This window comes from Christiangramia lutea, from assembly GCF_022489035.1.
GTDB classification, from domain to species: Bacteria; Bacteroidota; Bacteroidia; order Flavobacteriales; family Flavobacteriaceae; genus Christiangramia; species Christiangramia lutea.
Genome location: NZ_JAKVTV010000002.1, coordinates 301,958 through 323,926 on the forward strand (window position 1 = coordinate 301,958; position 21,969 = coordinate 323,926).

The window sequence follows — 21,969 nt, forward strand, 5'->3', positions numbered from 1 at the left end:
AAAAAGATAAAGACAGCGCTAAATTTCATACAGCCCCTATAGAATACTTTTAGTCTAATACTTTTCAATAGATGCAACTCCAGAAATTGAACTTCTGGAAGGTATCACTTTGATTTTTTCTCGTTCGTTACCTCTTTCCAGAAATACAATGTATTTTTCAGAATCTATATTAGATCCCTCGCCGTAAGCTATATACCTGTCTTTTGTAAGGGTCCATCCCGCATAACTGGCATAAACCTGGTTGCGAACATCAGCAGGTAATGGTACATCGTTGAATCTTTGAAATGTTTTTACAAGCTCGTTGTTCTTATTATAGATGGCTTTAAGGTGACCATTCGAACTACTTACCGTTAAATAAATATCTCCATCATCGTTTCCAGATTCTTTTCTGAATCTGTTTAAATCGAAGTTTTCATGAATAAAGGCAATTGCATTAGACTGAAATTGTCTTTGATAGTTTTCTCTTACTCTAACGATCCCATTAGAATAGTCTTCGAATACTATCTCTCCGGTAGGTTCAAAATTTAAGGTGGTTTCTTCAAGTTGGATCACTTCCTGTGAATAAGATGTTAGAACCCAACCTGCTACTAGAATTAAAGTGATGATCTTTTTCATTTTTAATGAATTAAATGATTGATAAAAAAAAATTTGGAATGATTGTAAAATTAAGATTTAACACCTTTAACGAAAATCACTTAAGTAGCACAAATGAATTATTTATGATTTTTATTCTGATTGTCTAATTCTTTCAGTAATAATGAAATATCTTTTATTTCCAGCTGGTTCCTGGCCAGGTCTATGGAACCATTTTGTTTTAATTGTTGCAGGTGCCGGTTTACCACGGCCCTTGTAGAGCCAATAAGATTTGCGATCTCTTTATTTGGTAGATCGTTGATATGTTCAAGTTTTTTCGATTCTTTGTTCACATTCTCCAGAAGTAATTTTAATAGCCTGGTTGTAATATTTGCAAAGATCAATTGAGAAACATTAGACTCTAATGCCCTCATCATAGAACCAGCATAAGAAAGGAAATGTTGATACTGTTTAGGATTTTTATTCAGCCAATCTTTTAATTTATCCATAGGAATAGCCAGAACTTTTATATCATCCAGGCATTCATAATAAACCTGATGTTTTGTCCCGTCTAGTAAGCAAAATAGATCAAACGCATCTGCCTCCTTCAGTAGAAAAAGAGTATGCTCCTTTTCACTGAATCTATCAACGTTATACATTTTGATACGGCCCGAAGTAATTATGTAGAAATGGAAAAGGAATTTCTGATGATTGATAATACAGGAATTCTTACTCCATTTTTCTTCATGAAAATTCTCCAAAAGATGTAACCACTGTTCTTCATTCAAATCAGAAAAAAGCTGACTGTCTAAGAGAATCGACTTGTATTTAGTAAAAAGGGTTTTAGTAGAGCTCAAACCACCGGAATTTAAATTTTAGAACTTTTCCGGGGGATAGTTGTACACAGTTATTCCTTCAGGATTTGAAAAAATAACAGGCAAAAATAATGGTGCTAAAAATACGACAATTTTAAAAGAAAACTACCGAAAATAAGGTTTCTTATTCCTCAATAATTTTTTGACTAAAGCATGAAATGCCTTATTTTTGCAAAATTGCTTACTTATAAAAAATCTATGGCGCTAGAAACATTTGGTATTGAAAAGAAGAAAGTAGACAAGAAATTATACGATTATCAGCAGAAGGACATTAATAAGATCTTTGGGGTAATAGACGAGAACCCTGAGAACTATAATCTCCTTTATCAGCTGCCAACCGGTGGTGGTAAAACTGTGATTTTTTCTCAAATGACCAGGGAATATATTCAAAGGACGAATAAAAAGGTCCTTATTCTCACTCATAGGATCGAACTCTGTAAACAAACCTCTAAAATGTTATCTGGGTTTGGTGTGCGTAATAAGATCATAAACAGCAAAGTAAAGGAATTGCCAGACCAGGATGATTACATGTGTTTCGTGGCGATGGTGGAAACGCTTAATAATCGTTTGAACGATGAAAAGCTGGAGATCCAGGATATAGGTTTGGTGATCATTGATGAGGCACACTATAATTCTTTCAGAAAATTATTCAAGTTTTTTGAGAAATGTTTCATCCTTGGGGTTACCGCTACTCCGCTGAGTTCTAATATCAAGCTTCCCATGAAGGATAATTATAGAGAGCTTATTGTTGGAGACTCTATTAACTCCCTGATCGAAAAGGGCTTCCTGGCTAGAGCAAATATCTATAGTTATAACGTGGGGCTTACCAACCTTAAGGTTGGTATGAACGGGGATTACACAGTAAAATCTTCGGAAGAACTTTACTCTAACTATAGTATGCAGGAGAAACTTCTTACGGCATATTATGAAAGATCGAAAGGAAAGAAAACTTTGATCTTCAATAATGGTATCAATACTTCGGTTGAAGTTTATCATACATTCAAAAATGCCGGTTTACCTATAAGGCATCTTGATAACACCACAAGCAAACAGGACCGGAAGGATATTCTTAAATGGTTCAAACATACACCAGATGCAATTGTAACTTCGGTAAGTATTCTAACCACTGGATTTGATGAGCCTACGGTTGAGACCATCATTCTTAATCGTGCAACCAAATCGCTTACCCTGTATTTCCAGATGATAGGGCGTGGTTCCAGGGTACTGGAAGACAAAAGCGAATTCAACGTTATCGACCTTGGAAATAACATGGCAAGGTTTGGACACTGGAGTACTCCTGTTGATTGGAAACAGATCTTTAGATCTCCAGATTTCTATTTCGAGAATCTGCTTAGTGATGAAGAGATCGAAAGGGAGTTTCAATATGAAATGCCACCAGAGATCAGGGAACAATTTTCTAATTCCGAAAATGTTACTTTCGATGTAGAAGCAGCTTATGATGAAGTGATCAAAAAAGGACTTAAGTCGAAGACAGTGCTGGAATGGTCTATGGACCAGCATGTGAAAATGTGTGTGGAAAATAGTGAAGATGTATTTGATGCCCGAATACTTGCAAAGGAACTTAAGGATGATATAGCTTCAAGAATAAAGCAATATTCCTACTGTATTAGTAAGAGTACTAAAAATTACAGAGACTGGCTTGAAGAAGATTATTCCCGTAGGTTAAGAATGCAGATCAATAAGGAGTTTTAATTATCCTTATCTTTTTTACCGAAAAGACGATTGAAAAAACCTTTTTTCTTTTTTTCCTTTTCGTCACCACGGTTTCTGTCATTCTTATTTTTTCCTGAAAATAGCCTTTCAAAAAAATTATCCCTTTCCTGAGGAGGGCACTCCATAAGCTCTGCAAGTTCAGCCGAAAGAGGTTGAAATCTGGCGTTTGTGATCTTGTTGAATTCTGAATTCGCATTCATTTTTTGCATTAATCTTGCAAAAATTGGCAAGGCAGAATTAGCTCCCTGGCCAATAGCGGTATTTCTGAAACCAATGCGGTGATCATCTGCCCCAACCCAGGAAACACAAACGAGATTAGGAGTAATACCTACGAACCATCCATCTTTATTGTCCTGTGTTGTGCCAGTCTTTCCAGCAATATCATTGTTCAGTCCATATCTATAGCGTAGCCGGGAAGCAGTACCTTCGTTCACTGTAGCCTGCATCATATTTAACATGATCTTCCTTGTATCTTCGGAAAAAGCCCTTTTCTTAGAAACTACAGGTTTGAATTCAGCTAGTAGGTTTCCATTTCCATCCTCAATTTTAGTAATGTAATAGGGTTTAGAGTAGAGCCCATCATTAACGAAACTGGTATAGGCTGAAGTTAGCTCGCTTAAATTTAGAGAAGCTGTACCAAGTGCGATAGAGGGAACTTTAGGTAGATCAGATTCAATTCCCATTTCCCTGGCCTGGGTTATAACATTATCTATTCCGGTTTCCATCAGAACCTTTACCGCGATAGTATTCATAGAACGGCTTAGTGCCGTCTTTAGATTATAATTCATGTTAGGATCATCGCCTTCAGAAGAAGAATTGGATGGTGTCCATCCATCTTCATAGGTAACTTCTCTTACTGAGAAGTAGGAACATGGGTCAATTCCATTTTCCAGTGCTGCCGTATAGACAAAAGGTTTGAAGGTAGAGCCTACCTGTCTTTTACTTTGTGCAACATGGTCATACTTGAAAAACCTGAAATCTACACCTCCAACCCAGGCCTGTACACCTCCGTTTTCTGGATTCACCGCTAGTAATCCCGAATTCAGAAATTTTAAATAATGGGAAATACTATCGATGGTACTTACATTTTTCGTCTCCATCCCATCATAACTGAACAATTCTGTAGGATGTTTTTGTTCGAGCTTCTTTAGAATTTCGGCTTCGCTAAGGCCTTCCTTCTGAAGAGATTGATATCTTCCAGATCTTTTGATGGCGTCATCCAGTATTTGCTTATTTTTAATCCATGGAGCATAGTTGCCATAGGATTTTTCATGCTGTTCCTGCAACTCTGCCATATGTTCCAGCATAGCTTCTTCGGCTAGACGCTGCATATCATAGTTAAGCGTAGTGTGTACAATGAGTCCGTCGCGGTAGATATTATATTTCTGCCCGTCTTTATTTCTAAGGGTGTCCAGCACTTTACTAACGTCCTTTCTTACCTGTTCTCTAAAATATGGGGCAATTCCCTTATCATGACTATAACTTTTATAGTCCAGGATTAGAGGAAGTAATTTAGCCTCTTCGGCTTCTTCCATGCTTAGATAATCATACCTGGCCATTTGCATTAAAACAACATCTCTTCTTAGCCTGCTTCTTTCCGGGAAAATTCTTGGATTATAATAGTGGCTCGCTTTTAACATTCCAACTAAAACAGCAGCCTCCTCTAGGCTAAGGGCTGAAGTATGCTTATCGAAGAATTTCATGGAGGCACTTTCAATTCCGTAGGTATTGTCACTGAAAGGAACCGTGTTAAAGTAAAGCTCGATGATCTCATTTTTAGAGTAGATATCTTCCAGCCGTTTGGCGATAATCGCCTCCTGCATTTTATTGATCACGATTCCAAACATGCCAAAATCACGACGTCCATAGATGTTTTTGGCGAGCTGTAGAGTTATAGTACTACCACCTCCGGCAGACTCATCCTGTAATAGAATAGATTTAAAAAAGACCCTCAAAAGGCTGCGGTTATCTATGCCATCATGTTCATAAAACCTAGCATCTTCAGTGGCTATTAAGGCTTCGATTAGATGTTGCGGAAATTGGTCAAAATCTATAGGTTGCCTGTCGAAAACATAAAATTTCCCAATGAGCTTTCCATTTGCCGCGAGTACCTGCGTAGCCTTATTTTGCTTTAACTCGGTAAGTTCTTTAGAACTCGGGATCTTTCCCCACAGGCCAAAATAAATACTTCCAAAAAATAAGAAGAACAGGGCAATAAGACTAAGAAATATTATTAAAGCCCATTTAAGTTTGGGGTGCTTTTTTATTCTTTCTAACATTTGTTCATGATAAAGTTTGCAAATAAACAAATGTTTACCCCATGCTAACTGACTTTAAGCTTATTTTAATGCTTTTTTAACCAAAAATTATAGCCGGTAAACTAGGGTTTACCGGCTAGGTTAAGAAACATTTCATATGGTAGTTAATTTTAGCAACCATAAGCTAAGTCCATAATAGGGGAGCAGTTTGCTGCCGTGATGAATTGATGATCGATGAATTTAAGCATAAAAGCTTTTTTCATGCCATTTTAGGTAAACATCCGGACTTCGTAAGTTTAAAAATGGTCTGCGATGAGTGACCCCGTTACCTTTCTGATTTTCGAAATCCTGGATGACGCTTTCTAAAGTTCTCATGATTGATGATTTTGATGATTGATGAAAAATTTAATTTTAAGCGAATCTTCTTCTATTGCTGATACTGTATGAGCTTGAATTAGCTTCAGTATTCATAAAAGATTTTCTGTTCTTGGTGTTTGATGATAAAGTTGTCATAATTGATGATTTTGATGATTGATAAAAAATTTAATTTTAAGCGAATCTTCTTCTACTGTTAATAATGTATGAGCTTGAATTAGCTTCAGTATTCATAAATGATTTTCTGTTCTTGGTATTCGATGATAAAGTTGTCATAATTGATGATTTTGATGATTGATGAAATTTAATTTTAGACGAATCTTCTTCTGCTGTTAATATTGAATGAGCTTGAATTGGCTTCAGTATTCATAAATGATTTTCTGTTCTTGGTATTCGATGATAAAGTTGTCATAATTGATGATTTTGATGATTGTTTCTATTTAAAAGACGACGAACAAGTAAATCCGTTACAGTACTATGTAATAAAAGGTACTGAATTAACATATTTTTAACTTTAAAGGTAATTATCTGTGTGCCTGTAATTTGCTGGAAAGACCAGTAAATTCAAAGTATTGTTAATCTTTTTGTGTGACAGGGTCAATAATGTACATTTAGTTTTCAAAATTCGATTTATGAATAAATGGGCTGCAATTATCATTATTGGGGTTCTTGTAGTTGCAGGAATTATATATGGTATTTATGAATCTACCGATTATGATTTTGAGGATGCTGAAAAATCATACCGGATAGTCAACAAATGGGAGTTGCCCTTTGAACTTGAAGAGATTTCAGGAATTCACTGGATAGGGGACAACCAAATTGCCTGCATACAGGATGAAGATGGAATTATTTTCATTTTTGATTTAAAGACTTCGAAGATCGTAGACCAGTTTGAATTTGGAGAATCAGGTGATTATGAAGCTTTGACTTTTTTGAATGGAGAATACTGGGTTATAGAAAGCAATGGAAAATTAATAAATGTCAAGGATTGGAATAATGATTCGGGAGATACAGAACTAATACAGCTTGAATTTGAATATCGAAACAATATTGAAGGTTTAGCAGCCAGTCCCGAGGGAAATCTTTGGTTAGCGGTTAAAGATCGAAATCTGGATAATCGTGGTGATTTCAAAGGTATTTATGCGTTCGAACCTGAAACCCGTGATCTGGAAAGAGAGCCGGTTTTAAAGATCCAATATGATGATCCTGCTTTCGATGTTCTAAGAATTAATAATCCCAGAAAACTAATACGTCCCTCTGGTCTTACCTTTCACCCAGTAACCAATGAAATTTATGTGCTGGATGCTGAATTTCAGAAATTTATTGTTACAGATAGATCGGGTAAAATAAAGAGACTACATCTGCTGGATCCTGAGGAATTTTCGCAACCTGAAGGGATATGCTTTAGTCCGTCAGGAAGAATGTTCATTTCGAATGAAGGCCTGGGCGGGAAGCCAAATATAATTGAGGTTGAAGAGTTGGAATGATCAGGACTTCTGAATACCATCTGCTATTTCCTGTACCTCGTCCATTACTCGTAAAAGATTCTCTCCCCAAAGCTTATATATTTCCTGCTCAGTATAACCTCTTTTAACCAGTTCGAAGGTGACGTTCAAAGTTTCAGATGCATCCTGCCAGCCATCAATTCCACCGCCACCATCAAAATCGGAACTTATACCTACATGATCTATTCCTGTTTTCTTTACGAGATAATCAATATGATCTACGAAGTCTGTAACACCAACGGGTTCTATTTCTTTTTTTAGTTCTTCAATATCAGGTTTTGCTGCCATTTTTACCTTATCATAATTCTCATAATATAGATCTTCTTCTTGCTGGCTGAATTTATCAATGTCTTCCTTTTCAAGGATATTAAAGTTCATTTCCTTTGCTTTTTCCTTATAAACTCTATCGGTCAATGCTTCGAATGCATTATGTTTTTCAGTATTAAGGTAGGCCGAAAAGGCAACTGTTTGAACCACACCACCATGTTTCTTAAATAATCCTAGCAATTCGTCATCAAGATTTCTACTATGGTTACATAACGCCCTGGCTGAAGAATGCGAGGCAATTAGGGGAGCCCTGGAATACTTGAACATTTCCTTGATCGCTTCTTTGCTAGGGTGAGATACATCAATCATTATCCCGTATTTGTTCATTTCAACGATAGCTTCCTTCCCAAGTTCACTCAAGCCATTATGCAACCATTCATCATTTTCCTCACCGGTATTGGAATCACAGAACTGGCTGTGACCATTATGAGAAAGTGACATATATCTGGCTCCACGATCATAGAATTCCTTGATTCTGCTTAGATCGGTTCCAATAGGGTATGCATTTTCCACACCTATCATCGCTACTTTCTTACCCTCAGAGACCAGTTTTCTAACTTCAGAAGAATTGGTCGCAAGGCCAATTTTATCTGGTGCGAGCTCACTGGTTAGCCTGTGAATGGCTTCAAATTTACTAATGGCGTTCTCGTATGCTTTTTTATATCCTTCAGCATTCAATTCGTCCTGACCAGTATATACGATCAACCATGAAACATCAATCCCTCCTTTTTCCATTTTCGGAAGATTCACCTGGGTATCCAGGTTCATGGTGTAGTTCTTTTCCTCAGTGAAATTATTAATATTAATATCGTTATGAGTATCTATAGTGATCGCTTCCTCATGAATTCTTCGGGCTTTTTCGATAAGTTCTTTATCTGAGGTTTGAGCAGAAAGACCTAAAAGGCCGGTAAATAAAAATATAACGGCTAATTTCGAACGCATATTCGGATAATTTTATATTAAGCTTTGAATTTAAGAATTAATATTAAGCTATACTTAAAATCAGTCTTTCAGATTATTTTTTAGTCTACATTTGATGAAACATTTCAATTTGAATGATTAAATATATAGTTGTAAATAATCCGGAAACCTGGAGCATTTCTTCTGAACACGTTCGGATCATTTCCTCAAAGGATTATCTTACCAATCCTGAATATTCCAAACTTGGTAAAGCGAGGATTTTCAACCTTTGCAAGGACTATTCCTATCAATCTAAGGGATATTATGTTTCACTTCTGGCAGAGGCCAGGGGGCATTTGGCAATTCCAACCGTAAAGAATATAGTAGACCTTGGAGAACCAAAACTTGTGAAAATAGTTTCAGAAGATTTTGATGATCTTCTGCAGAGATCCCTCAAGAATATTAAATCTCAGGAATTCACCCTTAGTATATATTTTGGTCAGAATGTAGCCGCAAAATACAGGGAATTGAGTGCAATGTTTTTCAGGTATTTTCAGATTCCTTTTTTAAGGATAAAGTTCAACTTTACTTCACGATGGAATATTAAGAGCATAAAGGCAATATCTGAATCGGAAATTCCGGAAGACCATAAAGAGTCTATGCTGGTGTTTGCAGAACAGTATTTTTCCAAGAAACGCTATGATACTCCCAGGACGAACAGTTTTGAGCATGACCTGGCCATCCTTGTCCAGCCAAACGATATAGCTCCACCAAGTAATCCTAGAGCCCTTAAGAAATTTACCGATCTCGCCGAAAAAATGGGTTTTTATACCGAGATTATCTCTCCGAAAGAACTTTCCAGGCTTTCTGCTTTTGATGCCCTGTTCATTAGACAAAGTACCGAGGTGAACAACGAAGCTTATGCCTTCGCCAGGAAAGCTCAGCAGGAGGATATCGCTATTATTGATTATCCCGATGCAATATTAAAGTGTTGTAATAAGGTTTTTATGGCGGAAGCACTTGAGAATGCAGATATCCCGACGCTTAAAACTATTATTGTTCATAAGGATAATAAAGACCTTGTACTTAAAAAAACCGGACTCCCGGTTGTATTGAAATCACCAGATTCTACCTTTTCTTTCGGGGTAAAAAAGGCTGAAACAGAAGAAGAGTATTTTGAAGTTGTAAACTCTATGCTTAAAAAATCTGACCTGGTAATTGCCCAGGAGTTCTCGCCGTCAGAGTATGATTGGAGGATAGGTGTCCTTGATGGAAAACCTATTTATGCCTGCAGGTATTATATGGCCAAAGGTCATTGGCAGATCTACAACTGGGAAGCAGAGAAAAAAGATGATCAGGATGGAAACGCAGATTGCCTTCCTATTGAAAAGGTTCCGGAAAAGATCCTTAAAAACGCCATTAAAGCTGCGAAGCTAATGGGAAAAGGGCTTTATGGAATCGATATAAAAGAAGTGAATTCTAAAGCCCTGGTAATAGAGATCAATGATAATCCTAATATCGATGCAGGGGTAGAAGATGAATATTATGGTGACCAGGTATACATTGAAATCCTGAGCGCCTTGAAAAATAGATTGGAAAACAAAATATAATGGCCTATCACCTATTTGAAGTTTACGGAATAGAACTGGAATATATGCTAGTTCAAAGATCAGACATGAAGATCAACCCTATTGTAGATAAACTTCTAACTAAAAAGAATGGATCGCTTACTTCAGATATTGAGAACGGAAAAATAGAATGGAGTAACGAGTTGGTATCACATGTCGTCGAAATTAAGACCAATGGACCTACGAAAGATCTAAGATCTTTAGATAAACTCTTTCTTGAAAATGTACAGGAGATCAATACTCTTTTGGAAGGTTTCGACACCTGTCTTTTACCTTCTGCCGCTCATCCATTGATGGATCCACTTACTGAAACCCAGTTATGGCCACATAATTACAGTAAGATCTATTCTCTATATAACCGGATTTTTGATTGTAAGGGGCATGGTTGGAGTAATGTTCAGAGCATGCATATAAACCTGCCATTCTTTGATGATACTGAATTTGAAAAACTTCACGCGGCTGTGAGGATCTTACTTCCCATAATTCCAGGTCTCGCGGCAAGTTCACCAGTTCTGGATGGCAGTTTTACCGGTTTCAAGGATACCAGGATGCATTATTACAAAACCAATCAAAAGGAAATTCCACATATGACTGGGAAGGTTATACCAGAACAGGTTTTTAATAAGAAGGATTATGCCAATCTGATCTTTGATCCAATTACCGAAGCAATTAAACCCTTCGATACAGAAAAAATTCTTGATCATCATTTCCTGAATTCCAGGGGAGCCATCTCTAGATTCGACAGGAATGCGATCGAGATTAGGGTAATAGATACGCAGGAAAATCCTTCGGCAGATATTGCTATTGCAGCTCTAATTGTTGAAGTATTGAAATTACTGGTTAGTGAGGAACTTGTTTCACTGGAAGACCAGAAATCCTGGCATGAGAATGATCTTTTCGATATTTTCAATGATGTTATTAAAAATGCTGAAAACACCTTAATCGTCGATCAAAAATACCTTGCCATTTTTGACCTTCATAAAGAATCTGATGTGAAGATCATTTGGAAGCGATTATATGAAAGGGTTGGAGATAAGCTGTCGGAAAATCAACAGAAACACATTGAATTTATTCTTCAAAATGGCAGTCTGGCCACACGAATCCTGAAAGCCCTTCGAAATGATTTTAGAAGGGAAAACATTCAAAGGGTTTATTTTAGACTTGGGGATTGTCTGCAGGAAAACAGGATGTTCAGGCCATGAGACTGGTGTTAACTTGCGAACATGCATTTCCGGAAATTCCTGAAGATTATCGGTATTTATTTAGGCATGATCTGCAGGTCTTAAGAACGCATGAGGCTTATGATCTTGGGTCTTTCGATCTATTTAAAGCTTTAGAGCCTTTGGCCGATTTTAGCCATTTCCAGAATATAAGCAGGTTACTCGTGGAATGCAACAGGTCTGTAAGGAGTAAAAATCTTTTCTCCCGCTATAGTGCAGAACTTGGGAGTTCAGATAAAAGCAGGATTCTCGACAATTATTACTGGCCCTACAGAGAAATCGTAGAGAAAAATATTCATAGTTTAATTGAGGATGGGCAGGAGGTAATACATGTCTCGGTGCACAGTTTTACCCCGGTGCTTCATGGCATGGTGAGAAATGCCGATATCGGGTTACTGTATGATCCTCGTCGTTTAAAGGAAAAAGAAATTGCGAATTTCTGGAAGGAGTTACTGGCTATAAATTCCGATTTTAAATTAAGATCAAATTACCCGTACTTGGGAAAAGCAGATGGATTTACTACCAGCCTGAGAAAGCTATTTCCGGAAAATTATTCAGGAATAGAGATTGAGGTCAATCAGAAATGGGTTAATGAGGAGAAGATGAATAATATTCTGAAATCCAGCATTTTTAATGCCTTACAGGAATTAAAAAACAAGGCCTGAGAATTTTTGTTCCCAGGCCGTTATAAAATTTTATTTCAGATCGTATTCCAGAGTTACCTCAGCATTTAGAAGTTTTGATAATGGGCAATTCTCTTTTGCTTTGTTCGCAATCTTATCGAACTTATCTTTATCAATTCCAGGCACCGAAGCATCCAGGATCAAGTGTGATTTGGTGATCTCACCATCTTCAAAAGTGATTTCAGATGTAGTTTCCAGCTTGTCTGGTGTAAAACCGTCTTCAGTAAGAAATGCAGACAATTGCATGCTAAAACAGCCGGCATGGGCAGCTCCAACAAGCTCTTCCGGATTTGTACCTTTACCATTTTCAAAACGTGTTTTAAATGAATATTGAGCATCTTTTAAAACACCGCTTTCAAGGCTAACAGTACCATTTCCTTCTTTTAGTGAGCCATTCCAAACGGCCGATCCTTTTCTTATCATAACTTAATTTTTTTAGTGATTTCTTTCTAAGGTAATAAGCAGGAGTTGAAAAGGAAAACAATTATAAAAACCTTAACCAATGAAAATACTGCATAAAAAAAGCCTGGAATCATTTCCAGGCTTTTTTAAATATGATATAAATGGTAATTACTTGATCTCAACAACTTCAAGGTCGAAAACAAGATCTTTACCAGCTAATGGATGGTTTGCATCTACAACGATACTTTCATCTTTAACTTCGGTTACTACGAGGTTGATCTCACGCCCATCAGGACCTTTAGATACAAGTGGCATTCCAACCTCTGGCTTAAGTTCTTCTGGTAACTGGCTTTTTTCAACTTCCTGGATAAGCTCAGCCTTAGGCTCACCATAAGCCTCTTCTTTTGGTATATTGATGGTCTTTTTTTCGTTTACTTCCATACCGATAAGACCTTCTTCAAAACCTGGGATAAGCTGACCCTGTCCTAGAGTGAACTCTATTGGCTCTCCGCGCTCTACTGAACTATCGAAAACCTGACCGTCTTCTAACTTTCCTGTGTAATGTACCTTAACGGCGTCATTTTGCTTTACTTGACTCATAAAAAGTATTTTTTTCAATTTTAATTTTGGCTATAAACTAATTTTCAGCCATTTAATGCCAATTGGTGCAAGTACCCTGCCGAAAACAAGACAACCCGACAGAATAACCGATGATGACGCATTTTGTCATATTTTGATTAAATTGGAAGAGATTTTAAATGTAATTCACTTCAAATCTGTCAAACTAACTTATTAATCCTATGAAAGACTCCTCCAATAAATTTAAACAGAATTCCCGAAGAGATTTTATGAAGAAATCTGCCATTGCCGCAACTGGCTTTATGATAGTACCTCGTCATGTATTAGGAGGACCCGGATTTATTCCTCCAAGTGATAAACTATTAATAGCTGGTATTGGAGTAGGAGGAAAGGGCGCATCTGATCTTAAAAGTTTTTATGAAAGTGGAAAAGCAGAGATAGCTTTCCTATGTGATGTAGACGACAGAAGAGCCGCCGCATCCAGGGAGCGTTTTCCAAAAGCTAAATATTATAAGGATTATAGAGAGCTGTTTGATAAGGAATCCAAGAATTTCGATGCCGTTTCGGTTTCAACGCCAGATCATAACCATGCCGTTCAAACCATGGCCGCCATGGAGCGTGGCAAACATGTTTATGTTCAAAAACCTTTGACTCATGATATTTATGAAGCTAGAAAACTTACCGAAGCAGCAAATAAATATAAAGTTGTAACCCAAATGGGTAACCAGGGAGCCTCTGGCGACGGCGTAAGAAAAATGAAAGAATGGTATGATGCGGGATTGATAGGGGAAGTAAATGAAGTATATGTCTGGACCAATCGTCCTGTCTGGCCTCAGGGAATTCCATGGCCTAAAACTTCAGCTTCAGTTCCACCAGAATTAGATTGGGATCTCTGGTTAGGGACCGCACCTCAAAAGGATTATGTAGATGGGCTTGTACCTTTCAATTGGCGTGGCTGGTGGGATTATGGTACCGGTGCCCTTGGAGACATGGGCTGTCATTTAATTGAACCACCTTTTAGTGTATTAGGATTAAAGTATCCGAAAGAAGTAGAATGTAGCGTGGGAAGTGTTTATGTTGATGAATTTCAGCGGGGCTATTTTCCTGAAAGTTGTCCGCCTTCAAGTCACGTGATCATGAGTTTTGAGGGTAAAGACACAGGCTCAAAAGATATAACGCTACATTGGATGGATGGCGGCATAAAACCAATGCGTCCTGAAGAATTGGGTGCAGAAGAGACCTTTGGAGATGGTGGCAATGGAGCTTTGATCATTGGTAGCAAAGGGAAAATGATGTGTGGTACTTATGGCCTAAACCCTCAGTTGCTCCCAACTTCAAAAACCGATGAAGTAAGTGTCCCTCAAAAATATACAAGGGTACAAGGAGGGATGGACGGCCATTATGCCCAATGGGTAGAAGCTGCTATCGCTGGTTACGGGAACATGGAATTGAGTTCTCCTTTTGATATTGCTGGGCCGTTAACTGAATCCTTGCTTATCGCTAACCTTGCAATTCGAGGATATGATATACAGAAAACCAGGAAAGATGAAAATGGAGAGGAAAGAATATATTATCCGGGAAGGGATATCAAAATGATCTGGGATTCTGAAAATATGAAGGTGACCAATTTCGACGAAGCTAATCAATTTGTAAGAAGGGATTACCCAGACGGCTATTCATTATAGAATATTATATGACAAATAGCTGTTTTGGTTATAGGAATAGGATCTCGATCCTTGGATTTATTATTCTTGTCGGTTTAATTTCCTGTAAAAAGGATGGTCATGCTGATGAAGAGGATTGGGTTACCATCTGTGTTACCGCGACAGCTTATAATTCCCTTGGCTATCAAACTAAAGGCAATCCAAAATTAACGGCCTGGGGCGACACCCTTAAACCGGGAATGAATGCTATTGCCGTCTCGCGAGACCTTTTAGAATTAGGTCTGGATCACAATGCCGAGATCAAAATTGAAGGCTTTGACAGTATCTATCTGGTTAAGGATAAAATGCATTATCGTTGGCGTAACCGAATTGATATCTACATGGGAGAAGATGTAGATAAAGCCAGGGAGTTTGGTAGAAAAAAGTTGAACATATCTTATGTGTTCCGGAAAACAAACGCCCATTGAAGAAGGTATTCTTGCAACTTTATTATATTCGAGAACTAAAATTCTATCAATGCTATTTTTCCAAAAGTCTTTGTTCTTCCTAATTTTCCTTTTTTGCAGCCTATCTCTTATATCACAGGAGAATGATTCAGTTCCTTTTCAAAAAAAGCTGATCATAGGAATAACCGAAACCCCACCTTTTGTAGAAAAAGGTCCACATGGGTATTCCGGTTTAAGCATTACTTCGTGGAAAATGGTCAATGAGCGGCTACAGGCTTCTTATGAATTTAAAGAATATCGAAACCTAGGAAGTTTATTGGAGGCAATAGAAAGTGGAGAGGTGGATTTTAGTGTAAATCCAATTACGGTTACCGATAACCGGATGAAAAGAATGGAATTTTCCCAGCCATATTTCATCTCGCATACTAGTATCGTTAAAAGAAAGGAGTCAAACTTTTTGAAACATTTAAAGAACTTTTTTAGTTGGGACTTTTTTTCGGTGATCGCATTGTTACTTTTTGTAATTCTTATTTTTGGGATCCTGGTTTGGGTCTTTGAAAGAAAGAAGAACAAGGAAGAGTTTGGAGGTAATCTAAAAGGGATCATGCAAGGATTTTGGTGGAGTGCCGTTACCATGACCACCGTAGGTTACGGAGACAAAGCTCCAAAGACAACAGGAGGAAGGGTTGTAGGACTTATTTGGATGCTCATGGGTGTTATCATTATTTCCAGTTTTACTGCCGGTATCGCATCATCTTTAACTGTGAAAAGTATCAATGAAGAAATTACCAATATTCAGGACCTGGAAAGATTCGACGTGACCACGGTGCAGAGTTCGAGTTCAGAGGAATTACTGGATCTTTATAATATTGAAAAAGAACTGGTGGCTGATGGCAGGGAGGGTCTGGAATTTTTAATGGCTGAAAAAACAAATCTTTTCGTTTATGATGAACCTATTTTGAAATATGAGATAAACAGGATGGATTTTTCTAACGACCTGGAAATTCTGGGGCAGAGCCTGAAAAAAGATTATTATAGTTATGCTTTTCCAAAGGGCTCTGATCTTCGCATAAAGATAGATCCAATTTTGGTAAGGACTTTAAAAACTATGGAATGGAGTAGTCAGGTTAAGGATTATAATTAGCCTAAACCCAGGTAACCTAAGAGGATCCAGAGAATAATAAAAACGATTATTATTCCAAAACAGCCACATCCACCGCCTAATTTTTTGGCTCCCCATCCGGCCAGGATCGCCCTGAGTATATTTTTCATATTTGAGTTTTTTAGCCAATTAAAATTATAGATTCAGGATATATGAGTTGGTGTTTTAAGAAATATTTAAGACTATGTTATTCTAAGTAGTTGGTTTTTAGTATATTCATTTCCGCTTTCGAAATAAACCATGTAAATTATGAGCAATCGTGACCATTCGGAAAGAAAATCTGAAATAGATTTTTTGAAGGCAGCCCAGAAAATTAATAACAATATGATCTTTATAGCAATTACAATCATCGTGGTGGTTGCCTTAATTGCCATGACTGGTGTATACTATGAATACTGGTAATTATTGCTTGATCTCGTTCAAGAGCAGAAAAGCCTTATTGATATAATCCTTCTCCAGGAATAAAGCGAAATAGTTCGAGGTTGATATCATTTCAAAAACCGGTATACCTTCATAAGCCAATAATTTGAATAAATAAAAATACAGCCCAACCGTTTGCGAACTGTTTTTAGGCAATCCTATCGTTATTGAAGACAGTTCTTCCTTTACAGAAACGCGAACCTCATTTCTAAAACATTTTTCTACCAGGTCTGTAAGGCTGGAAGAAACCAGGATGTTACTCTCCTGATAATTACTTGAATAATTCAGGTATACTCCGGTTTGATCTTTTACTGCTTCAAGCAACCTTGCCTTATTAGAGATAATCGTTTTGGAATTTAAAAAAGTATATTCGGTAATGCCAGACCTCACTATGATATCCCCAAGCTCCCTTAAACTGCGCATATTGATCTTAGTTCGGGTAGGAGCATAACGTCTTAAGGCCATGATTATACTTCCCTGCTTTACAGGTTTGTGCATTTCTTTTTCAACCTGAGGTTGTATATCGGCAGCCAGGCCACTAAAATTCACAATATCCCTTGCGATGGCATCATCTAAAAATGGCTGGTGACGTATGATATCATGCACACAGGTAGTTATAGTCTTCATTGTTAAATATTGAACATTTTGTGCAAATGTATATAAAATGAAATATATTCTTTGGCAGCCCTCAATTAAATAATACTTATGCAGCCTAGATTTAAAGCGATATGAAAGTATTAAAATTTGGAGGTACCTCAGTAGGCTCGGCCGCCGGGATCAGGAATGTGAAAAAGATCACTCTAAGTGAGTCCGGGGGTAAGATCCTGGTACTATCTGCTATGTCTGGAGTGACTAATATGCTTGTGGAGCTATCAGAAAAGGTTAAAAATGAGCAGCTAGAGGAAATTGATGAAATCATAGATCAGGTAAAAATTAAACACTTTTCGTTGATCGAGGAATTATTTACCGGTGGAGTTGAAACAAGCTCGATTAAGAATAATATTAATTCCCAGGTAGAAACTTTAGGTGAAGTCTGTAATTCTTCGTGGAACAAACAGGTAGATGCTAAAATTCTTACTACCGGAGAAAGCCTCCTTACTTTTATTTTTAGTGCTTATTTGAAGCATCAAGGGGTTAAAAATACCCTTCTGGATGCAAAGCAATTCATGCATATTAGTAATCTGGAAAACCCTGATACGCTTCAAATTGGAGAACTTCTCAATGATTACCTGAAAGAATTGCCGCAAAATGATATTCTTATTACACAGGGATTCGTTAGAATTGATGGCGATTCCGAAGTGAATACCTTGAAAAGGGGAGGAAGTGATTATACGGCTACCATTCTTGGTGCGGCGATTAGAGCTTCTGAAGTCGAGATCTGGACAGATATTAGCGGACTTCATAACAATGATCCAAGATATGTACAGAACACCCATCCGGTTTCCCAATTAAGTTTTGAAGAGGCGGCTGAACTTGCTTATTTTGGTGCTAAGATCCTTCATCCTCAAACAATTTCTCCGGTAATAGGAAAAAATATTCCGGTATACCTTAAAAATACATTTACTCCTGAAGCTACTGGAACCTGTATTAGTGCCCTGGCAGAGAGAAAAGGTCTTAAAGCAATTTCAGCAAAGGATGGTATCACCGCTATCAAGATAAAATCTAACCGAATGCTAATGGCACATGGTTTTCTAAAAAAGATCTTCGAGATTTTCGATAAATATGAAACTGCCATAGACATGATCACCACTTCAGAAATAGCGATTTCTCTAACTATTGATGACTGTTCTTCTTTAGATTCTATTGTAAGCGATCTTCATAATTATGGCGAAATAAGCGTGGATACCAACCATAGCATTATTTGCGTGGTAGGTGAGGGGCTCATCGAAGACAGGGGAACTTCCAGATTATTTGAAATACTGCAGGATGTACCGGTGAGAATGATCTCATATGGGGGTAGTAACAATAACATATCGCTACTGGTAGATACCAGAAACAAAATTGAAGTACTTCAAAAATTAAATAAAAAGCTATTTGCTGAACAGTTCAGCAGTACTATCTAAAACTAAATAAACCATTTTTTTGTGTAGTGAAAACCGTCGTGACTTTATAGAACCGGCGGTTTTTTAGTTTTTATTCCTGTTTTTCTCCTCGATGAACCTGGACATAAAGTAGGTGCTTTTATGCAAATGATGTTTCAACATTTTCCCGGTGAAGTTTAAATTTCGCTGAGCCTGAAGGTTTTCAATGACTTGATTAATTTTTTTCTCAAATCTTTGGAAATGTATCTCTTTATTGAATCTCTCATTAAATATTTCAAATCCCGATTCTTGTGATGTATTCCAAAACTCTTTATCCCGGTAAAGTCTCACCGCCGAATCTATGAAATTCTCAGTTTCGTTAATGATGAATCCATTCCATTTTTCTGAATTATTAATACCTTCAGCACCGATGGTGGTGGTAACGGAAGGAGTTCCATTATACATGGCTTCCACTAACTTTCCTTTTAATCCCGCACCAAATAGTATTGGAGCAAGGCAGATTCTGGAACTTGCCATGACCTTGTTCGAATCTTTTACCCAGCCGTGAACCATAAAACCATCCAGGGATTTATTTAGATCCAGGACTTTCTTGGAAGGATAGGCTCCGTAAATATGTAGATTGACTCCTGGTAATACCTTTCTAATTTTAGGCCAGATTTTCTTTTTCAGGTTTAAAACTGCATTCCAGTTAGGCTCATGAAGAAAATTCCCGATACTTATAAAATCCTTCCTCTCATCAAAATTTGGTAATTCTGATCTTTTTTCTTTCGAAATTGGGTTGAACATGAATGGTAAATAGAAAAGAATATACCCAGGGATTTGAAATTTTGACATCAACAACTGAAGTTCAACCTCAGAGATAATAAGGCTAAGATCACATCTGTACATAGCTGCTATCTCCCTTTTCGCCAGTTCTGAATCCAGGTAAAAATATTCCGGATCTTTATTTTCTTTAAATGCTCTCTGGCGGGCGTTCCTTAGAAAATGCAGGTCTTCAGTATCAAGTATTTTAAGTGCATCTGGACAGATATCATCTACGCGCCAGCCAAACTGTTCTTCCATCATAAAACGATCAAAAAGTACCATTTCAGGCATCAGGGATTCAAGGAAAACATCAAATTCAGGATCATTCAACCTGATTCTCGCCAATTTAACGCCAATTTCTTCAAGCCTGGCCATATTATCGGTTTCCCGTGCAGTGGTGGCGAAGGTTATTTCATAATCCTGTTTAAGAAAAAATTCTATCAATTGCATCATCCTGGCTCCTGCGGCGGAGGAAGCAGGTTCGGGCCAGACGTAACCAATAATTAAAAGTCTAGACATTCATTTTATTTTCAAAAGTACGGCTTTAAAGTTTTCCTGAAAGCAGGATAGTGGCGACGATCCAAAGGATAATTGAAACTGCTCCTCCAATAATGAAGAAGTGTTTGAACCTGTAAATACCCATACCATATATTATAGTATTGGTCTGGTAGCCTACCGGAGTGAAAAAGCTGAAATTCGATGCAAACAAAACAGCCAGTATAAAGGGTTTAGGATCCATGTTAAGATCGGCGGCAATGGTTATGGCTATTGGGGTGATAATGATGGCAGTTGCATTATTGGAAATAAATCCACTAAGAAACATGGTGACAAAGAATAACAGGCCAATGATAAGGAAGTTTTCCTTATTGCTGAATAGTTTTAAAAGGTTTTCAGATATCCATTGATCGGCTCCGGTATTACTCATGGCTACTCCTAAAGGAATCATTCCAGCGAGCAGGAATATGATCTGCCAGTTGATCTGTGAGTAGATCTTACCAAGATCAATACATTTAAAGAGTATCATTAGAAAACATCCTACTAATGCACTTTTTAAGATAGGGAAGATCGAAAAAGCAGATAGCCCAATTACCAATAGCAAAATTCCCAGGGAAAAATTTCTTTTGAATTTGGTAGAAACATTTATATCCTGATATTGGTGAAGAATACTAATATTATCCATTTTACGAAGTTGTTCCAGGTCATTTTCGGTCACCTCTACCAAAAGTCGATCACCAACTCTTAATTCGATATCATCAGACTTTTGATCGAAGATCCGTCTTCCAGGCTTTATAAAACTTCTCCTTTTCCGAATTGCAAGAGGTATTGCGCCATGTAGATCGTACCAACCTACAGATTTAATGCTTTTCCCTATAAGTGGTGAGTTAGGTAACATTAGGATCTCTATAAGTTCAATGTTTTCTTCGATGTTTTCAGCTTCTGTATCTAATGGAGACTCTATTCGGTTTTCAGAATTTTTAATGATGATAAAGTCACCTGAATTCTTTAATTCCAGAAGATGTTCCATTTTACATCTTAGAAGAAGCTGGTCATTTTCCTTTAGAGTCGTAAACGGTCCGGGGTGATCATTGATCACTCCTTTTCTTTTTAATCTAAGAACCTCTATACTATCTTCATCCCTGCCAAAAACGTCTCCTAAATTACGTCCTATTAGAGCGGAATCTTTTTTAATGATGATTTTAGTTATGAATTCGTCAAGGTCATAATCCGTCCCAAGACTATTTCCCTTTTTCCTGGGAAGAAATCGTATCATTAGACTTACCACGATAATGGTAATGGCCATGAAAATGAAGCCGTACCAACTAAACTCAAAAAAGCCAAACCTGTCTACGCCTCTTTTCATGGCTTCTGCATTTACGATAAGGTTTGTAGATGTTCCCATTAAAGTACAACTCCCGCCAATGATCCCGGCAAAGGATACAGGGAGTAATAATTTCGAATCAGAAACGTCATATTTTGCACTTAGTTCATCAATTATTTTCACAAATACCAAAACAACAGCAGTAGTGTTTATGAAAGCTGAGATGCTTCCGGCTATAAACATAAAAACTGGTACCATTAGAAAAAGAGGAAGCCCTCGTAATTTCCTTAAACCTCTTGCCAGCCAGTCAATCACACCATTATCTTCCAGGCCAATAGCCATGATCATTAAGGCTAGTACCGTAATAGTTGCCGGACTAGAGAAGCCTGAAATAGCCTCTTCAGGAGTTATTAGGTTTGCCAGCAGTAAACTTACCATTATGAAAAACGCGATCTTGTCTACCGGAAATATTTCCAGTGCAAACAACAGGATCACCATTACAATGATCACGAATAGGATAATGATTTCCAGAGTCATATAAAAAGCCTTATTC

At 37.5% G+C, this 21,969-nt stretch carries 21 protein-coding genes; 10 read left to right on the top strand and 11 right to left on the bottom strand.

The annotated features are described in order from the left end of the window. Positions 1–54: 54 nt before the first annotated feature. Together ML462_RS07700 and ML462_RS07705 are read right to left on the bottom strand one after the other, a co-directional pair. Entirely contained in the window at positions 55–615 is a 561-nt protein-coding gene (locus ML462_RS07700; protein WP_240713229.1) for a hypothetical protein, read from the bottom strand. A gap of 98 nt (positions 616–713) precedes the next feature. Continuing rightward, the gene (locus tag ML462_RS07705; RefSeq protein WP_240713230.1) at positions 714–1,430 is read right to left on the bottom strand and encodes a Crp/Fnr family transcriptional regulator; all 717 of its coding nucleotides are present in this window, start codon (positions 1,428–1,430) and stop codon (positions 714–716) included. A 216-nt stretch (positions 1,431–1,646) separates the two neighbouring features. Here ML462_RS07705 and ML462_RS07710 point away from each other — a divergent pair, with 216 nt between their 5' ends. After that, positions 1,647–3,161 (top strand): DEAD/DEAH box helicase, encoded by a 1,515-nt coding sequence (locus tag ML462_RS07710; protein WP_240713537.1) that lies wholly within the window; start codon positions 1,647–1,649, stop codon positions 3,159–3,161. Here ML462_RS07710 and ML462_RS07715 read toward each other — a convergent pair. Both ML462_RS07715 and ML462_RS16080 read right to left on the bottom strand, forming a co-directional pair. Then, complete coding sequence (locus ML462_RS07715) at positions 3,158–5,461, bottom strand: penicillin-binding protein 1A (protein WP_240713231.1); 2,304 nt, start codon at positions 5,459–5,461, stop codon at positions 3,158–3,160. The genes ML462_RS07710 and ML462_RS07715 overlap by 4 nt on opposite strands. A 219-nt stretch (positions 5,462–5,680) precedes the next feature. Beyond that, positions 5,681–5,815, bottom strand: coding sequence for a hypothetical protein (locus ML462_RS16080; protein ID WP_262914746.1), 135 nt, complete (start codon positions 5,813–5,815; stop codon positions 5,681–5,683). 632 nt (positions 5,816–6,447) lie between these two features. Here ML462_RS16080 and ML462_RS07720 point away from each other — a divergent pair. After that, on the top strand, positions 6,448–7,302 hold the full coding sequence (locus ML462_RS07720; RefSeq protein ID WP_240713232.1) for an SdiA-regulated domain-containing protein: 855 nt from the start codon (positions 6,448–6,450) through the stop codon (positions 7,300–7,302). On the opposite strand, the gene ML462_RS07725 is transcribed toward ML462_RS07720, so the two are convergent. Then, positions 7,303–8,589 carry a dipeptidase gene (locus ML462_RS07725; protein ID WP_240713233.1) on the bottom strand — a complete coding sequence of 429 codons (1,287 nt, stop codon included), beginning with the start codon at positions 8,587–8,589 and terminating at the stop codon, positions 7,303–7,305. It abuts the gene before it with no gap. Between the two features lie 113 nt (positions 8,590–8,702). On the opposite strand from ML462_RS07725, the gene ML462_RS07730 reads away from it, so the two are divergent. The 3 genes from ML462_RS07730 to ML462_RS07740 are packed head-to-tail and all read left to right on the top strand — an operon-like array spanning position 8,703 to position 12,060. Next, positions 8,703–10,157, top strand: coding sequence for a RimK family protein (locus ML462_RS07730; protein ID WP_240713234.1), 1,455 nt, complete (start codon positions 8,703–8,705; stop codon positions 10,155–10,157). Further along, complete coding sequence (locus tag ML462_RS07735; protein WP_240713235.1) at positions 10,157–11,377, top strand: glutamate-cysteine ligase family protein; 1,221 nt, start codon at positions 10,157–10,159, stop codon at positions 11,375–11,377. The genes ML462_RS07730 and ML462_RS07735 overlap by 1 nt, the downstream gene beginning before the upstream one ends. Next, positions 11,344–12,060 carry an N-formylglutamate amidohydrolase gene (locus ML462_RS07740; protein ID WP_240713236.1) on the top strand — a complete coding sequence of 239 codons (717 nt, stop codon included), beginning with the start codon at positions 11,344–11,346 and terminating at the stop codon, positions 12,058–12,060. Before ML462_RS07735 ends, ML462_RS07740 begins: the two co-directional genes overlap by 34 nt. Before the next feature lie 30 nt (positions 12,061–12,090). On the opposite strand, the gene ML462_RS07745 is transcribed toward ML462_RS07740, so the two are convergent. Then, the gene (locus ML462_RS07745; RefSeq protein ID WP_240713237.1) at positions 12,091–12,501 is read right to left on the bottom strand and encodes an OsmC family protein; all 411 of its coding nucleotides are present in this window, start codon (positions 12,499–12,501) and stop codon (positions 12,091–12,093) included. A 147-nt stretch (positions 12,502–12,648) separates the two neighbouring features. Next, positions 12,649–13,080 carry an FKBP-type peptidyl-prolyl cis-trans isomerase gene (locus tag ML462_RS07750; protein ID WP_108171597.1) on the bottom strand — a complete coding sequence of 144 codons (432 nt, stop codon included), beginning with the start codon at positions 13,078–13,080 and terminating at the stop codon, positions 12,649–12,651. A 200-nt stretch (positions 13,081–13,280) separates the two neighbouring features. Between ML462_RS07750 and ML462_RS07755 the strand changes: the two genes are divergently transcribed. The 3 genes from ML462_RS07755 to ML462_RS07765 are packed head-to-tail and all read left to right on the top strand — an operon-like array spanning position 13,281 to position 16,313. Then, a complete protein-coding gene (locus tag ML462_RS07755) occupies positions 13,281–14,744 on the top strand; it encodes a Gfo/Idh/MocA family protein (RefSeq protein ID WP_240713238.1) in 1,464 nt (487 codons plus the stop codon). Positions 14,745–14,752: 8 nt separating this feature from the next. Further along, positions 14,753–15,190 (top strand): 3D domain-containing protein, encoded by a 438-nt coding sequence (locus ML462_RS07760; protein ID WP_240713239.1) that lies wholly within the window; start codon positions 14,753–14,755, stop codon positions 15,188–15,190. A 49-nt stretch (positions 15,191–15,239) separates the two neighbouring features. Beyond that, a complete protein-coding gene (locus ML462_RS07765; RefSeq protein ID WP_240713240.1) occupies positions 15,240–16,313 on the top strand; it encodes a transporter substrate-binding domain-containing protein in 1,074 nt (357 codons plus the stop codon). On the opposite strand, the gene ML462_RS16085 is transcribed toward ML462_RS07765, so the two are convergent. Then, positions 16,310–16,441, bottom strand: coding sequence for a hypothetical protein (locus tag ML462_RS16085; RefSeq protein ID WP_262914747.1), 132 nt, complete (start codon positions 16,439–16,441; stop codon positions 16,310–16,312). The two genes, ML462_RS07765 and ML462_RS16085, sit on opposite strands and share 4 nt — an antisense overlap. Before the next feature lie 139 nt (positions 16,442–16,580). On the opposite strand from ML462_RS16085, the gene ML462_RS07770 reads away from it, so the two are divergent. Then, entirely contained in the window at positions 16,581–16,733 is a 153-nt protein-coding gene (locus tag ML462_RS07770; protein WP_240713241.1) for a hypothetical protein, read from the top strand. Here ML462_RS07770 and ML462_RS07775 read toward each other — a convergent pair whose 3' ends face one another. Beyond that, positions 16,734–17,378: a hypothetical protein gene (locus ML462_RS07775; protein ID WP_240713242.1), complete on the bottom strand. Its 645-nt coding sequence runs from the start codon at positions 17,376–17,378 to the stop codon at positions 16,734–16,736. It lies immediately after the preceding gene. Between the two features lie 101 nt (positions 17,379–17,479). Between ML462_RS07775 and ML462_RS07780 the strand changes: the two genes are divergently transcribed. Then, a complete protein-coding gene (locus ML462_RS07780; RefSeq protein WP_240713243.1) occupies positions 17,480–18,814 on the top strand; it encodes an aspartate kinase in 1,335 nt (444 codons plus the stop codon). Positions 18,815–18,877: 63 nt separating this feature from the next. Here the strand turns inward: ML462_RS07780 and ML462_RS07785 are convergent, their stop codons facing one another. Further along, entirely contained in the window at positions 18,878–20,116 is a 1,239-nt protein-coding gene (locus ML462_RS07785) for a glycosyltransferase (protein WP_240713244.1), read from the bottom strand. 25 nt (positions 20,117–20,141) lie between these two features. Next, positions 20,142–21,953 (bottom strand): SLC13 family permease, encoded by a 1,812-nt coding sequence (locus ML462_RS07790; protein ID WP_240713245.1) that lies wholly within the window; start codon positions 21,951–21,953, stop codon positions 20,142–20,144. Between the last annotated feature and the right edge of the window lie 16 nt (positions 21,954–21,969).

Coding starts and splice junctions, on each gene's coding strand:
- ML462_RS07700 (WP_240713229.1), bottom strand. CDS start 615: ATGAAAAAGATCATCACTTTAATTCTAGTAGCAGGTTGGGTTCTAACA.
- ML462_RS07710 (WP_240713537.1), top strand. CDS start 1,647: ATGGCGCTAGAAACATTTGGTATTGAAAAGAAGAAAGTAGACAAGAAA.
- ML462_RS07715 (WP_240713231.1), bottom strand. CDS start 5,461: ATGTTAGAAAGAATAAAAAAGCACCCCAAACTTAAATGGGCTTTAATA.
- ML462_RS16080 (WP_262914746.1), bottom strand. CDS start 5,815: ATGAGAACTTTAGAAAGCGTCATCCAGGATTTCGAAAATCAGAAAGGT.
- ML462_RS07720 (WP_240713232.1), top strand. CDS start 6,448: ATGAATAAATGGGCTGCAATTATCATTATTGGGGTTCTTGTAGTTGCA.
- ML462_RS07725 (WP_240713233.1), bottom strand. CDS start 8,589: ATGCGTTCGAAATTAGCCGTTATATTTTTATTTACCGGCCTTTTAGGT.
- ML462_RS07730 (WP_240713234.1), top strand. CDS start 8,703: ATGATTAAATATATAGTTGTAAATAATCCGGAAACCTGGAGCATTTCT.
- ML462_RS07735 (WP_240713235.1), top strand. CDS start 10,157: ATGGCCTATCACCTATTTGAAGTTTACGGAATAGAACTGGAATATATG.
- ML462_RS07745 (WP_240713237.1), bottom strand. CDS start 12,501: ATGATAAGAAAAGGATCGGCCGTTTGGAATGGCTCACTAAAAGAAGGA.
- ML462_RS07750 (WP_108171597.1), bottom strand. CDS start 13,080: ATGAGTCAAGTAAAGCAAAATGACGCCGTTAAGGTACATTACACAGGA.
- ML462_RS07755 (WP_240713238.1), top strand. CDS start 13,281: ATGAAAGACTCCTCCAATAAATTTAAACAGAATTCCCGAAGAGATTTT.
- ML462_RS07760 (WP_240713239.1), top strand. CDS start 14,753: ATGACAAATAGCTGTTTTGGTTATAGGAATAGGATCTCGATCCTTGGA.
- ML462_RS07765 (WP_240713240.1), top strand. CDS start 15,240: ATGCTATTTTTCCAAAAGTCTTTGTTCTTCCTAATTTTCCTTTTTTGC.
- ML462_RS16085 (WP_262914747.1), bottom strand. CDS start 16,441: ATGAAAAATATACTCAGGGCGATCCTGGCCGGATGGGGAGCCAAAAAA.
- ML462_RS07770 (WP_240713241.1), top strand. CDS start 16,581: ATGAGCAATCGTGACCATTCGGAAAGAAAATCTGAAATAGATTTTTTG.
- ML462_RS07775 (WP_240713242.1), bottom strand. CDS start 17,378: ATGAAGACTATAACTACCTGTGTGCATGATATCATACGTCACCAGCCA.
- ML462_RS07780 (WP_240713243.1), top strand. CDS start 17,480: ATGAAAGTATTAAAATTTGGAGGTACCTCAGTAGGCTCGGCCGCCGGG.
- ML462_RS07785 (WP_240713244.1), bottom strand. CDS start 20,116: ATGTCTAGACTTTTAATTATTGGTTACGTCTGGCCCGAACCTGCTTCC.
- ML462_RS07790 (WP_240713245.1), bottom strand. CDS start 21,953: ATGACTCTGGAAATCATTATCCTATTCGTGATCATTGTAATGGTGATC.